This window comes from Kribbella sp. NPDC049227, from assembly GCF_043197265.1.
Taxonomy (GTDB): domain Bacteria; phylum Actinomycetota; class Actinomycetes; order Propionibacteriales; family Kribbellaceae; genus Kribbella.
Window position 1 is genome coordinate 167,469 of the sequence record NZ_JBICST010000008.1, and the last position, 13,080, is coordinate 180,548.

A 13,080-nucleotide genomic window follows, 5' to 3' on the forward strand; every position below is an offset into this window, starting at 1 on the left:
GCCCTCCGCTGACTGAATGGGGCTACTGCTCGGCCGGCTGCGGCGTCGGCGAGTAGTGGTCCTCGGTCAGCACCGGGATGTAGGTGGTGATCGGGCCGGCCTGGCCGAACGTGATCACCACGTTGATCATCTGGCCCGGCTTGCCTCCGGTGACGGCGATGCCCTTGCTACCCGGGTCCGCGGTCGGAGTCTCTGTCGGCGTCGCGGTCGGGTCCGCCGTGGGGGTCGCGCTGGCCGCCTCTTCGCCTGCCGCCGGCGGCAGCATGGTCGACGTACCGGCCTCCAGGTCGATGGGAGCGAACTCGCTGAACGTGACCTGGCCCGGCTGATCGCCGCCGGCCTGGCCGTCCTGGGTGCCGGGCGGGGCCTGCTCGATCTTGACCAGGGTGTCGTCGGTGCTGCCGTCGTTGATGATCGCGCTGTGCAGTTCGCCCTTGCCGTCCGCGGTGGCCAGCACCAGCATGTTGCGAACCTTGATCGAGCCGGAGTCGGCGTTGGTGCCCTCGGCGGCCTGGTACGGCTTCGCGGTCTGGGCGCTGAAGTTCGCGCCGCACGCCGCCAGCGCGATACTGAGAGTGGCGGCGGCACCGGCCAGCGCGGTACGCCGGACGAACCGCGAGGACAACGTGATCGGCACTGGAATCCCTCTTCTGCAAGCTGTTCGACGCCGTCAGGCAGCAGCCTCCGGCGCAGGAAAGCGTAGCCCGCGGCCGACGCGACCCCGACGGCGGGATGCCCGTCACGGGGTGTGGCGACGGTGTCCCCGGCAACCATTCACGCGCGCACGAGGCACGGCGGACAGCGTTTGTCAAGGCACGAATAGGCCTCTGACCAGCGCAAACGCCGAAACCGGACCACCCAGCACGTGGTAAGATGGATCTCGGAAAGGGGCACGTGACATATGACTTTCACAGTCGGCGAGACGGTTGTTTACCCCAATCACGGAGCGGCCGTCATCGAGGACATCGAGACCCGTCAGATCAAAGGTGAGGACAAGACCTATCTGGTCTTGAGGATCGTCGCTCAGAACGACCTGGTCGTCCGGGTCCCCGCGTGCAACCTCGATCTCGTCGGCGTGCGTGACGTCGTGGATCAGGCTGGCCTGGAGCGCGTCTTCGACGTGCTGCGCGCACCGCACACGGAGGAGCCGACCAACTGGTCGCGTCGCTACAAGGCGAACCTGGAGAAGCTGCACTCCGGTGACGTGATGAAGGTGGCAGAGGTCGTCCGCGATCTGTGGCGCCGTGAGCGTGACCGCGGTCTCTCCGCCGGTGAGAAGCGGATGCTGGCGAAGGCACGTCAGATTCTGGTCTCCGAGCTGGCCCTGGCCGAGCACACCAATGAGGACAAGGCGGAAGCCATCCTCGATGAGGTTCTCGCTTCCTGACTTCGGTCAGATCGCGTCGCATGAGCACTGCGGCCATCATCCCGGCGGCCGGACTGGGACTGCGACTCGGTGGTGAGAACTACAAAGCATTTCGAGAGGTCGGTGGCGATTCGCTGCTGGTCCACGCCGTTCGTGGACTGAAGGCAGCGACCGCCGCCGACCTCGTCTGTTTCGTCGTCGCCGTTCCGCCCGGGTTCGAGGACTCGGTGGCCAAGGAACTCGAGCCGTACGCCGGTGACGCCCGGCTGCTCGTGGTCCCCGGCGGCGCCGAACGCCCCGACTCGGTCCGGGCGGCCCTGGAGGTGGTCCCGACCGAGGGCATCGACTGCATCCTGGTCCATGACGCGGCCCGCGCCTTCGTCCCGGTCGACGTGGTCGAGCGGGTGGTCGCGGCGGTTCGTGGCGGCGCACCGGCCGTCGTACCGGCGGTGCCGGTGACGGACACGATCAAGCGGGTGTCGCCGACGGGCGAGGTGGTCGACACGCCCGACCGTTCGACTTTGGTCGCTGTGCAGACTCCGCAGGGCTTCGAGCCCGGCGTACTGCGTCGTGCGCATGCCGCCGGCATCGTGGGGGCGACCGACGACGCGATGATGTGTGAGCGGCTCGGGGTGCCGGTGATGACGGTCGAGGGCTCGCAGGACGCGTTCAAGGTGACGCGGCCGCGGGACCTGTTGCTGGCCGAGGCGCTGCTGGCGGAGAGGCGGCTCGGGTGAAGATCCCACGGGTCGGCAACGGCATCGACGTACACCCGCTGGAGGACGGCCGGCCGATGTGGCTGGCCGGCCTGCACTGGCCGGACGAGACGGCTGGGCTCGCGGGTCACTCCGACGGCGACGCGGCCGCGCACGCGATCTGCACCGCGTTGCTGAGTGCGGCCCGGCTGGGTGACCTGGGGTCGAACTTCGGCACCGCCGAGCCCGAGTGGGCCGGCGCGTCCGGGATCGCACTGCTGACCGAAGCGGCGCGGCGGGTACGAGCCGCCGGGTTCGAGATCGGCAACGTGTCGGTCCAGATCGTCTGCAACCGGCCCCGCATCGGACCCCGCCGCGAGGAGGCGGAGAAGGTGTTGAGCGCCGGCTGCGATGCCGAGGTGTCCGTGAGCGCGGCAACCACCGACGGCCTTGGGTTCACCGGCCGCGGCGAAGGCATCGCGGCGTTCGCTACCGCCTTGATCTACTGACCGGCTCGCTCGAGAACCGGGCTGCCCGCGGATCGAGTTCGTTGCCCATCACCTGTGTCAGCAGGCCGTACAGCTCCGGCCGGCGACCGCGCATCCACCGCTGTCCGGTTGCCAACGGCACCAGATCCAGGTCGAGGTCCGCGGTAACCACGGCCTCGTCCGGTACCGGGGTCTCGGCAACGATCCGGCCGTACGGATCCAAGATCATCGCGTTGCCGGTCCGCAGTTCGTCGTCGTCGCGCCCGACACCGTTGCTGAACAGCAGGAACAGCCCGTTGTCGTGCGCCCGCGCCGGCAGCCAGCGCATCAGCCACTCGCGGCCGCTCGGGCCGTTGAACGCGGCCTCGACAGCCGCCGGATCCTGCTTCCTGTTCTCCCACACCTCCACCGGGATCGGCTTCATTCCATACGGGCTGCGCGAGTTCGTCCCGCCGGTCTGGTGTGGCGCGATCAGGACGGTTGCTCCGAGCAACGCGGTGATCCGGACATTCTCGACCAGGTTGTTGTCCCAGCAGATCAGAACTCCCGCCCGGAAGCCCCACGGCGTGTCGAACACCGTGTACGACGACCCGCTCGCGATCTCCTCGTGCTCGAACGCATGCAGCTTCCGGTGCACGTGGACGTCCCCGTCGGGCAGGCAGACGGCGTACGAGTTGAACAGCTTGCCGTCGGCAGCTTCCAGGAAGCCGACGCCGAGGCCGGCGTCCAACTCCTGAGCCAGGGCAGCGATCCGGCGGACCAGCGGTCCGTCGGCGGGCTCGGCCAGCTCGTGCAGCCGCTCGGCGGAATGGTTGCGGAGGTGCCAGTAGCCGAGCAGGCACATCTCCGGGAGTACGACGAGCTTGGCGCCGTCGGCGACCGCCTCCCGGGCCAGGCGCTCGACGGTGGCGAGGTTGGTCGCGGGCTGGTCCGGGACCGGCTCGAACTGGACGACGGCGCTGCGGAAGAGGGTCATGCGCCCATCGAAACGCCGATCGATCCATGACGTCCAATAGCGATTGGTCGACATTCCATATCCTGGGGTTATGGATCTCCGCTTGCTCCGGACCTTTGTCACGGTGGCGCGGCTGCGGAACTTCGGGGCCGCGGCCGACGAGTTGGCGACCAGCCAGCCGGCGCTGACCAAGCAGATCCAGGTCCTCGAGCGCAGGGTCGGATCCGTCCTGTTCACTCGTGGTAGGCACGGTGCCCGGCTGACGCCGGCCGGGGAGTTGTTGTTACCCGACGCACTCGAACTGCTCGAGCGATCCGAGGCTTTCGACCGGCGCGCCGTACAGGTCGCAGCAGGTGACGAGGGATCGCTGGCGATCGGGTTCGGGCTGTCCGCGATCGACCTCGCGCCACGAGCCGTCGCCTTGTTTCGCAGTCGGTGGCCGGGAGTGTCGATCTCCCTCGACGACATGTCCTCGGCGGTGCAATGCGAACGACTGCTCGCCGGCAGCCTCCAGATCGGCTTCGTCCGGCTGCCGGTCCCGGCCGGCCTCGAACGCCTCCGGCTCCGCAGGGATCGGCTCGCCCTGGCCCTCCCGGTCGGTCAGGACGTACCGCGCGACCTCGGCCGCTGGCTCGACGACCGTCCGCTGGTCCGCCTCACGCCGTCCCGGGGGGCCCGGCCTGACCGCCCAGATCAACGGCCTGTACGCCGAACTCGGTTGCCATCCGCAAGTGCTTCAGGAGGCTGCCGACCTGCAGACGGTGCTCGCTCTCACGGCCGCCGGCGCCGGGCCCTCCGTCGTACCGCAGTCCGCCGAACGGATCGCCCCACCGGAGCTCCGCCTGACCCCGCTCCCCGGCCGGGCCGCGTCGTGGTGGATCGGCGCCGCCTGGTCCACCCGGACCCCGCTCACGGAACGCTTCCTGAAGGCCGCGGCAGAGGTCGCTCGTGGCTAGCGCCGCCGTGGGAGTTCGTAGGTGTCCAGCCAGGCGGCGAACAGGTTCAGGAGCGCGGTCTCGTCGGGGCTGAACGTCGCGGCCAGGCTGATGAAGTCGTCGGTGGTCACCGAGCCGTGGCGGTACGTCCTGGTCCAGGTGCGGAGCAGATCGAAGAACGCGTCGTCGCCGAGATGCTTGCGCAGGGCATGCAAGGTCATCGCGCCGCGCTTGTAGAGCCGGTCGTCGAACATCATCTCCGGCCCGGGATCCGACAGCATCAGATCCGCGGACAGGCCCCTCATCCGGGCGTACGCCTTGGCCACCTGCTGGTCGGCGGTCAGGCCGCCGGACGCCTCCGACCACAGCCACTCGGCGTAACAGGCGAAGCCCTCGTTGAGCCAGATGTGCTGCCAGGTCGACGGAGTCAGGCTGTTGCCGAACCACTGGTGGGCGAGTTCGTGCGCGACCAGCCGCTCGGACGTCCTCCGGCCGTCCACGTGATTGCTGCCGAAGACCGAGATCCCCTGTGCCTCCAGCGGAATCTCCAGGTCGTCGTCCGTGACCACGACCGTGTAGCCCTCGAACGGGTACGGCCCGAACTGCCGGCAGAACAGCTTCATCATCTCCTGCTGCCGACCGAAATCCGTCCGGAACTCCCGCAGTTGGCCCGCCGGCAGCACCGCCCGGGTCGGCACCGGTGACGCGGCCAGGTCGAGGACGTCGTACCGGCCGATCTGGACCGTCGCCAGGTACGTCGCCATCGGCGCGGCCTGGTCGAACACCCAGGTGGTGCGGCTCGCCTTCACCCGGCGCGACACGAGCCGGCCGTTCGCGACCACCTGGTACGGCGAGTCGGTGGTCACCGTGATCCGGTAGTGGGCCTTGTCGCCGGGGTGGTCGTTGCACGGGAACCAGGTGGCCGCGCCGCTCGGCTGGCTGGCCACGATCACGCCCTCGGTGAGTTCCTCCCAGCCGAGCTCACCCCACGGACTGTCCTCCGGCTTGGGGTTGCCGGCGTACTGGACGTCGACGACGAACTCGGCGCCGTCCATGATCGCGGCCTGCGGCGACACATGCAGCTTGCCGGCGCGGTGGATGTAGCGGGCGGCGCGGCGGCCGTTGACCGCCACCTTCGAGACCCGCAGACCGGACAGGTCGAAGGTCAACCGGGACAGCGCCTGGTTGGCGACCGCGGTGATCGTCGCCTTGCCACTCAGCCGGTTGCTGTTGACCCGGTAGTCCAGGTCCAGCTCGTACGACTCCACGTGGTAGCCGCCGTTGCCGTGGGAGGGCACGTAGGGATCGCCTGCGGTCGACGCTCCGGGCTGCCCTGTCGTGCGGGCAACCATCAGCCCTGCCAGGGGGCGATCGGGTTCCCGGCCCAGCGCGTCCCGGCCGGCACACCTTCACCACGCATCACCAGAGACACCGGACCGATGGTAGCTCCCGCGCCCACCGTGGCGGCCGGCAGGACGATGCCGTGCGGCCCGAGGGTGGCGCCTGGTCCGAAGGTGACTGTGCTCATGGAGAGAACTCGATCATGAAAAAGGTGCGTCTGCAGCACGCAGCCGCGATTCACCGTGGCACCGTCGCCCAGGGTGACCAGATCCGCCTCCGGCAGCCAGTACGTCTCGCACCACACGCCCTTGCCGATCTTGGCTCCGAGGGAGCGCAGCCAGAGCGCGAGGACCGGCGTACCTGCGGCCGCGTTCGCGAACCAGGGCGCCGCGACCAGTTCGACGAAGCTGTCCACGACCTCGTTGCGCCAGACGAACGAGCTCCACAGCGGGTACTCGACCGCGCGGGTCCGGCCGACGATCAGCCACTTGGCGACCGTCGCCATCCCGCCCGCGACCGCGCCGGCGGCGAGGATCACCGCGCCGGACAGCAGCAACGTCGCCCACGGGCCGATCCACAGATCCATCGCCTGCAGCGCGAACAGCACACCGAGTGCGATCAGCACCGTGCACATCATCGGCGCGAACCGGCACAGCTCGACCAGCGCGCGGGCGACCTTCAACCGCGTCGGCGGGTTGAAGGTGCGGCTCTGGTCACCCTCGACGGCCTGCCGGCGCAGCTTCACCGGCGGCGAACCGAGCCACGACGTACCCGCCTTGGACTTCTTCGGCGCCGCCGACAGGACCGCGACCAGGCCGTTCTTCGGCACTGAGCGGCCCGGTGCGGTCATCCCGGAGTTCCCGAGGAAGGCGCGCTTGCCGACCTTCGCACCGGCCACGTGCAGCCAGCCGCCGCCCAGCTCGTACGACGCGATCATCGTGTCGTCGGCCAGGAACGCACCCTCGCCGACCGTCGTCATCTTCGGCAGCAGCAGGACGGTCGAGGCCTCGACGTCCCGGCCGATCTTCGCGCCGAGCGCGCGCAGCCACCACGGTGTCAGGAGGCTCGCGTACAGCGGGAACAGGAGGGTGCGGGCCGAGTCCAGCAGCCGCTCGGTCGCCCACACCTGCCAACCGATCCGGCTGCGCACCGGGTAATGGCCCGGCTTGATGCCGATGCCGAGCAGTCGTACGCCGATCAGAGTCAGCAGGGCCAGCGTGACGAATCCGACCAGCGTCATCAGCGGGATGGCGGACAGCGCCTTGAGCGCTGCCGCTTGCAGTGTCTCGGTTCCTCTGAGAGCGCGACCCAGTACGACGATCGCCGCGGCGGCAGCGGCCACCGGGATCAACGACATCACCGCGGACTGAGCGCCGTACGCGAGAACCCACCACGGCGCGCGGGCGGGACGGTGGTCCGGCCAGGGATGGCGGGCGCGGCCGACGCGGGTGGCGGGCGAGCCGGACCAGCGCTCGTTCGGGGGGACTTTGCGGGAGACGGCCGATCCGGCGGCGATCTCGGCGTTCCGGCCGATCTCGGCACCGGGAAGCAGGGTACTGCGGGAGCCGACGACCGCCTCGGCGCCGATGCTCACCGTGCCGACGTGGAGTCGGTCGCCGTCGATCCAGTAGCCGGACAGGTCCACCTCGGGCTCGACCGACGCGCCGCGGCCCATCGTGAGCATGCCGGTGACCGGTGGGAGCGTGTGCAGATCGACGCCGCGGCCGATCTTCGCGCCGAGTGCGCGGGCGTAGTACGCGATCCAGGGTGCGCCGGCGAGGTTGGCCGCGCCGGCGGCGTCGGAGAGGTTCTCGGCCGCCCAGAGCCGGACGTGGACGCTGCCGCCGCGTGGGTAGGTGCCGGGTTTCACGCCGCGCAGGAGCAGGCGGGCACCGACGACGGCGATGCCCATTCGCCCGGCCGGGGTGATCAGGATCAGCCAGCCGGCCAGGATCCACCACCACGAGACGGTCCGAAGCCAGGGCAGTGGTCCGACGAGCTCGGCGAGGAGGTTGTTCAGCGTGAAGAGGTAGACGAGCCAGCGAACGCCGACGACAGTCTGGAGCACCAGAGTCAGGGCGGTCTGGAGCAGCTGGGTGGACCTCGGCGTAGGCCTGATCTCGCGGACCTCGACTGGGCCGGTGATCAGGACGGTCGACTCGTCGAGCCGATCGGCCAGGGCGCCTAGTCGCGGGTACTCGTAGATGTCGGCGACGGTCACATCGGGGTAGCGCTCGCGCAGCGCCGAGACGAGTTGGGCAGCGGCGAGGCTGCCGCCGCCGTGCAGGAAGAAGTCGTTGTCCGGGCCGGTGACCTTGGCCCCGAGGACCTTCGTCCAGCGCTCGGCCAGCCAGCCTGCCGTGCCGTCGAGCATCACGGCTGGGCCGTCGGAGTCCATGCCGGGCAGCGGCCAGGGGAGGGCGTTGCGGTCGACCTTCCCCGACGTTCTGGTGGGGAGCGTGTCGACGATGGCCAGGAGCGGTACGAGCGCGGCGGGGAGAGCTTCGCGGAGTCGCTCGGTCGCCTTGGCCTGGTCGAACGTGTCCGGGTCCTCGGGTACGACGTACCCGACGAGCAACTGGTTACCGGCCGCACTTGCGCGGACCGCGGCTGCGGCGCCGGTGACCTGGGGTAGCGCTTGGAGAGCGGCGTCGACCTCGCCGAGCTCGATCCGGCGACCGCCGAGCTTGATCTGCTCGTCGGCGCGGCCCTGGAAGAGGAGGCCCTCGGGTTCGTAGCGGACGAGGTCGCCGCTGCGGTACGCGCGGTCCCAGCCGAGGGGCGGCATCGGGGCGAACTTCTCGGCATCCTTGGCCGGGTCCAGGTACCGGGCCAGGCCGACGCCGCCGATGATCAGCTCGCCGATGCCGCCTTCCGGTACTTCGTTGCCTTCGGCATCTACGACGGCGAGATCCCAGCCGTCCAGAGGGAGGCCGATCCGGACCGGGCCCTCACCGGTGAGCTGTGCGCCGCAGGCGACAACGGTTGCCTCGGTCGGGCCGTACGTGTTCCAGACCTCCCGGCCGTCGACGGCGAGCCGCTCCGCGAGCTCGGGCGGGCAGGCCTCACCGCCGAAGATCAGCAGCCGGACCTGGTCCAGCGCGTCGGCCGGCCAGAGTGCTGCCAGGGTCGGCACGGTCGAGACGATAGTGATGCCTTGGGCAACCAACCAGGGGCCGAGGTCCATGCCGCTGCGGACCAGCGACCGCGGCGCCGGGACCAGGCACGCACCATGACGCCAGGCCAGCCACATCTCCTCGCAGGACGCGTCGAACGCGACCGACAGGCCGGCGAGTACGCGGTCGTCCGGGCCGATCGGTTCCTTCTGGAGAAACAGCCGTGCCTCCGCATCCACGAACGCGGCCGCCGAACGGTGTGTGACCGCGACACCCTTCGGTACGCCGGTCGAGCCCGACGTGAAGATGATCCACGCGTCGTCCTCCGGTCGCGGACCGTCGTGCTGCGGTGGCCGGGTGCCCGCCGTACTGGGGGAATCCATCCGGGCGCTGTACGGGTAGTCGAAGTAGCCGTCGGCGTTCTCGTTGTCCGGGATCGGGCCAGGCTGCGAGCGCAGTACGGTCAGCTCGAGATCGTCGCCCACAGTCGCCGCGACCGCGGCCTCGCCGAAGACCAGTTCGGCGCGCTCATCCGGGTCGTCTGCGTCGACGGGGACGTACGCCGCGCCTGCCTGCAGGGTGCCGAGGATGGCGACGTACAGGTCGTTGTGACCGGACGAGATCCGTACGCCGACGCGATCGCCCGGGCCGATCCCTGCCGCGGTCAGACGTCCGGCGAACTTGGTGATCTGGGCCAGCAGTTCGCGGTAGCTCAGGCTCACGCTGCCGTCATCAAGCGCCGGCTCATCGGCGTACTTGTCGGCCGTGTCCTGCAGCACCCCCACCAACGTGCGCGCGGGCGCCGCCAGTTCCCCGCGTCGCAACGTCACGGCCGGATAATACGCCGCAAAGTCGACAATCCCCGCATTCCAACCAACCACCAGACACCCACTCCACCACCACCCAACCCTCCGTGAAACCCCAACGCCCACAAGCCATCCGCTGTAACCAAGTACCCGCGGCTCGTGATGGTGGCGCCTCGCGCTCAGCCTGGTGAGTCTGTTGCGGCGCGCTGGTCCAACCGGCAGATCTCGTCACACCAATCGGCGGCCTCACAACTGGACGCGGGCCTAGGACCTCTTGACCGCCTTGGTGGCGAAGTAGCCAGGCAGCCAGCCGGCCGTTACCTCCGACTGGTGTGGCGCCTCGGCGAAGGCGGTGATGGCGAACCCCGCGGCGGTCTGCCCGCCGATCTGCTCGGTGAGCGTGTGGCTGTACTCCAGCGGCGAGTCGGCGCCCCACAGTCGCTCCCGTTCGCCTGGCTCGAGATGGGTGAGGTCGCTGTACGGCAGGCGGTGCCGCACGACCAGCTCGCCGCGCGTGTCCATCGCGTCCGCGTCGAAGAGGTAGACGTCCGGGTTGACGAAGCCGGACAGCAGCGTGCCGCCCGGCCGCAGCACGCGGTGGCACTCCCGCCAGACCGGGCCCAGCTCGGGGATGAAGAGGTTGGAGACCGGGTGCACGATCAGGTCGAACGAGGCGTCCGGGAACCCGCTCAGGTCGCGCGCGTCGCCGAGCACGGTGCGCACGTCGAGCCCCTCCCGTGCGGCGACCATCTCGTCCTGCGCGAGCTGGCCGGGCGAGTTGTCGAAGACGGTCACCCGCGCGCCGGCCGCGGCGAGCACCGGACCCTGCTGCCCGCCGCCGGAGGCGAGGCAGAGCACGTCGCAGGCGGCGATGTCCGGAGGAAACCAGGTCGGGTCGACTGGCTCGTGCCCGATGAGGACGATGGACCACTCACCGGCCCGCGCCTTCGCCACCACCTCGGGTGTCACCGGCCGCGACCACTCGTTGTCCTTCTCCACCTCGCGGTCCCAGGCGCGGCGGTTGTGGGCGACAGGATCGGTGTGCGGCTCGTTCATGCGCCGAATGCTAGCCGCGCCGCCCCGGCAGCGCGGACAGATCCTCGTCGGACCTGTCTTCTGGCTCAAGCAACAGACAAAGCCCAGGCCAACCCAAGCAGATGCTGGAATCCGTTATCCACAAGGGAAAACCTCACACCTCAGAAACCTGCACGAACGGATATGCACCGGCAGACGGCAATCAAACAGGTCGGATACTGTCGCGATGTGACAGGTCAGGATGAGTCGACGGTCTGGAAGGTTCTCGGCGAGCGGGTCGTCGACGACACGCGTCGGCTGCGGTTGAGTATCGCGTCGGTTGAGCTACCGGACGGGCTGCGGTTCGAGCAGTACGTGTTGCGGATGCCCAAGGCGGCGATCGTGGTCGTTCTCGATGACGCCCGCGAGCACGTACTGATGATGTGGCGGCACCGCTTCATCATCGATCGTTGGCTCTGGGAGTTGCCGGGCGGGTACGTCGACCCGGACGAGGATCCAGCCGTCACGGCCGCCCGTGAGGTCGAGGAAGAGACCGGTTGGCGGCCGCGCAACGTCGTACCCCTGGTGTCGCTGCAACCATCTGTCGGTACGACGGACGCCGAGCATCTGCTGTTCATGTCACACGGCGCCGAGTACATCGGCGACCCTGAGGACATCAACGAGGCGGAGCGTGTCGAGTGGATCCGCATCGATTCACTCCGCGAACGCATCGCCGCCGGCGAGATCGTCGGAGCAGCCTCCCTGGTCGGTCTCCTGCATGTGATCGCCTTCGTGTAGTAGTGGGGGGATGCGGCATTGGCAGCGTCACCAAGCCCTTCACCGCGACCGTCGTACCGCAAGCTGATAGGCGAAGGCGTGCTGTGCCTGCAGGCGACGGGATCACGCTCCGCCAGGTGGCCTCTGCAACTACACCGACGACCTGCCTAACGCAGCCGGCATTGTCCGGGACCGATTCCTGCATTGGGACCCAATGCGCGCGGTCAGCATGGCGACCGGATACGAGCCCTTGTTCGAGCCGGGACGTGGCGTCGGCCCAGACCTTCGAGCGTCTTTGGTTGCTGGAGCTAGACCGGTGTGTTGATGGAGTTGTCTCGGTGGGCGGCGGGGGGAGCGACGGCGGCCGGGAGGGTCGCGGTCGTGGCGACGGTCTGCGAGGACATGGGGACTCCTGCTTCGAGCGGGGGGTGTGCCGCGAAGCTAAGTCCGGTCGCCCGGGCCCCTCCCGTGCTTCTCGACCTCACCAGGCGGCATCTCATCCGAGTCCGGCAGTTCGAAATCGACGCGTACGTCGACCTCCTGCTCACCCTTGCCGGTCACCACCACATCGCACCGGTCGAAGTTGCCATAGCTCGGCTCCAGCGTGGTCTCGCCGAACGAGCTCAAGGACGCCTCGTCGATCAGCGCGCACGGGTCGACCGTCAACGGGTCACCCACCGGATCACGCGTCGCGCGAACACCAGATCCCTCGGGCGCCGTCGTGTCGCGCAACGCGTTGACGAGCACCAACGCCAACACCACGGCTACCACGACCGCACCGGCCGCGGCGGCCGCGGCGGGGATCAGCCACCGCCGCTTCCTGGGAGGCGGCGGCAGAGGAGTGCCACCGAGCTGATCGATCACCTGTACGACGCTCGGCCTCGCGGCAGGGTCGACCGCGAGCATCTGCGTGATCAGTGGCGCGAGTGGACCTGCCCGGCGAACGGGATCGATCTCACCGTGTGCAGCCCTGCGCAGGACCGCAAGGGGATTGGGATCCGTGCCGAACGGCGAATGCCCTTCGAGTGCCGTGTAGAGCACGGCGCCCAGCGAGAAGACGTCCGACGCCGCCGTCGGTTCATTGCCGTTGGCAACTTCCGGGGCGAGGTGGGCCGGAGTGCCGACCGTCGAGCTGTCGGTCAGCGTCGCCTCGGCCCACAGCCGGCGGGAGATCCCGAAGTCGGCCAGCTTCGCCGTACCGTCCGTCGTGACCAGGACGATGCCGGGCTTGAGGTCGCGGTGGATCACTCCGGCCGCGTGCACGGCCTGCAACGCCAAGGCGACCTGCAGGCCGATCCGTGCGACCTCGTCGGCGGCAGCGTGCCGCGGTCCGCGATCAGCTCGTCCAGACTGCGAGACGGCAGGTACTCCAGCACGAGCCAGTGCTCGTCGCCGTCGCTCACCACGTCGAAGATCGTCACCACGTGCGAATCGTGGATCCGGGCACCGGTCCGCGTCTCGCGGTGCAGCCTCCGGCCTTCCGGGTCGTCGACCCCCGGGTGCGCACGATTCAGCGCGACCACACGGTCCAGCTGCTGGTCGTGAGCACGCCAGACCGATCCCATGCCACCCCTGCCGAGCGGCTCC

General features: G+C 69.3%; 10 protein-coding genes and 2 pseudogenes. 6 read left to right on the top strand and 6 right to left on the bottom strand.

The genetic code is table 11. The annotated features are described in order from the left end of the window. Positions 1–22: 22 nt before the first annotated feature. Positions 23–637, bottom strand: coding sequence for a hypothetical protein (locus ACGFH6_RS33995; RefSeq protein WP_393392241.1), 615 nt, complete (start codon positions 635–637; stop codon positions 23–25). A 264-nt stretch (positions 638–901) separates the two neighbouring features. Here ACGFH6_RS33995 and ACGFH6_RS34000 point away from each other — a divergent pair, with 264 nt between their 5' ends. The 3 genes from ACGFH6_RS34000 to ispF are packed head-to-tail and all read left to right on the top strand — an operon-like array spanning position 902 to position 2,570. After that, entirely contained in the window at positions 902–1,387 is a 486-nt protein-coding gene (locus tag ACGFH6_RS34000) for a CarD family transcriptional regulator (RefSeq protein ID WP_012918679.1), read from the top strand. Between the two features lie 20 nt (positions 1,388–1,407). Next, positions 1,408–2,103, top strand: a complete 696-nt coding sequence (gene ispD, locus ACGFH6_RS34005; protein WP_393392243.1) for a 2-C-methyl-D-erythritol 4-phosphate cytidylyltransferase — start codon at positions 1,408–1,410, stop codon at positions 2,101–2,103. Between the two features lie 56 nt (positions 2,104–2,159). Then, the gene (gene ispF / locus ACGFH6_RS34010; protein WP_393393584.1) at positions 2,160–2,570 is read left to right on the top strand and encodes a 2-C-methyl-D-erythritol 2,4-cyclodiphosphate synthase; all 411 of its coding nucleotides are present in this window, start codon (positions 2,160–2,162) and stop codon (positions 2,568–2,570) included. Here ispF and ACGFH6_RS34015 read toward each other — a convergent pair. After that, positions 2,551–3,579 (bottom strand): nitrilase family protein, encoded by a 1,029-nt coding sequence (locus ACGFH6_RS34015; RefSeq protein ID WP_393392246.1) that lies wholly within the window; start codon positions 3,577–3,579, stop codon positions 2,551–2,553. The two genes, ispF and ACGFH6_RS34015, sit on opposite strands and share 20 nt — an antisense overlap. Before the next feature lie 16 nt (positions 3,580–3,595). On the opposite strand from ACGFH6_RS34015, the pseudogene ACGFH6_RS34020 reads away from it, so the two are divergent. Further along, a pseudogene (locus tag ACGFH6_RS34020) lies at positions 3,596–4,102 on the top strand (LysR family transcriptional regulator); the annotation flags it as partial. A 103-nt stretch (positions 4,103–4,205) separates the two neighbouring features. After that, positions 4,206–4,460, top strand: coding sequence for a LysR substrate-binding domain-containing protein (locus ACGFH6_RS34025; RefSeq protein WP_393393587.1), 255 nt, complete (start codon positions 4,206–4,208; stop codon positions 4,458–4,460). Here the strand turns inward: ACGFH6_RS34025 and ACGFH6_RS34030 are convergent. The 3 genes from ACGFH6_RS34030 to ACGFH6_RS34040 form a co-directional block, all read right to left on the bottom strand. Then, positions 4,457–5,791 carry a M1 family metallopeptidase gene (locus tag ACGFH6_RS34030; RefSeq protein ID WP_393392249.1) on the bottom strand — a complete coding sequence of 445 codons (1,335 nt, stop codon included), beginning with the start codon at positions 5,789–5,791 and terminating at the stop codon, positions 4,457–4,459. The two genes, ACGFH6_RS34025 and ACGFH6_RS34030, sit on opposite strands and share 4 nt — an antisense overlap. Beyond that, complete coding sequence (locus ACGFH6_RS34035) at positions 5,791–9,726, bottom strand: Pls/PosA family non-ribosomal peptide synthetase (protein WP_393392252.1); 3,936 nt, start codon at positions 9,724–9,726, stop codon at positions 5,791–5,793. Before ACGFH6_RS34035 ends, ACGFH6_RS34030 begins: the two co-directional genes overlap by 1 nt. Positions 9,727–9,966: 240 nt before the next feature. Further along, entirely contained in the window at positions 9,967–10,758 is a 792-nt protein-coding gene (locus ACGFH6_RS34040) for a class I SAM-dependent methyltransferase (protein WP_393392255.1), read from the bottom strand. A gap of 207 nt (positions 10,759–10,965) precedes the next feature. Here ACGFH6_RS34040 and ACGFH6_RS34045 point away from each other — a divergent pair, with 207 nt between their 5' ends. Next, the gene (locus tag ACGFH6_RS34045; RefSeq protein WP_393392258.1) at positions 10,966–11,514 is read left to right on the top strand and encodes an NUDIX hydrolase; all 549 of its coding nucleotides are present in this window, start codon (positions 10,966–10,968) and stop codon (positions 11,512–11,514) included. Between the two features lie 420 nt (positions 11,515–11,934). On the opposite strand, the pseudogene ACGFH6_RS34050 reads toward ACGFH6_RS34045, so the two are convergent. After that, positions 11,935–13,070, bottom strand: a pseudogene (locus tag ACGFH6_RS34050) (serine/threonine-protein kinase); the annotation flags it as partial. Positions 13,071–13,080: the final 10 nt, after the last annotated feature.

Bases quoted from the DNA above. Each gene is read 5' to 3' on its own strand.
- ACGFH6_RS34000 (WP_012918679.1), top strand. From the start codon at position 902: ATGACTTTCACAGTCGGCGAGACGGTTGTTTACCCCAATCACGGAGCG.
- ispD (WP_393392243.1), top strand. From the start codon at position 1,408: ATGAGCACTGCGGCCATCATCCCGGCGGCCGGACTGGGACTGCGACTC.
- ispF (WP_393393584.1), top strand. From the start codon at position 2,160: ATGTGGCTGGCCGGCCTGCACTGGCCGGACGAGACGGCTGGGCTCGCG.
- ACGFH6_RS34015 (WP_393392246.1), bottom strand. From the start codon at position 3,579: ATGTCGACCAATCGCTATTGGACGTCATGGATCGATCGGCGTTTCGAT.
- ACGFH6_RS34030 (WP_393392249.1), bottom strand. From the start codon at position 5,791: ATGGTTGCCCGCACGACAGGGCAGCCCGGAGCGTCGACCGCAGGCGAT.
- ACGFH6_RS34040 (WP_393392255.1), bottom strand. From the start codon at position 10,758: ATGAACGAGCCGCACACCGATCCTGTCGCCCACAACCGCCGCGCCTGG.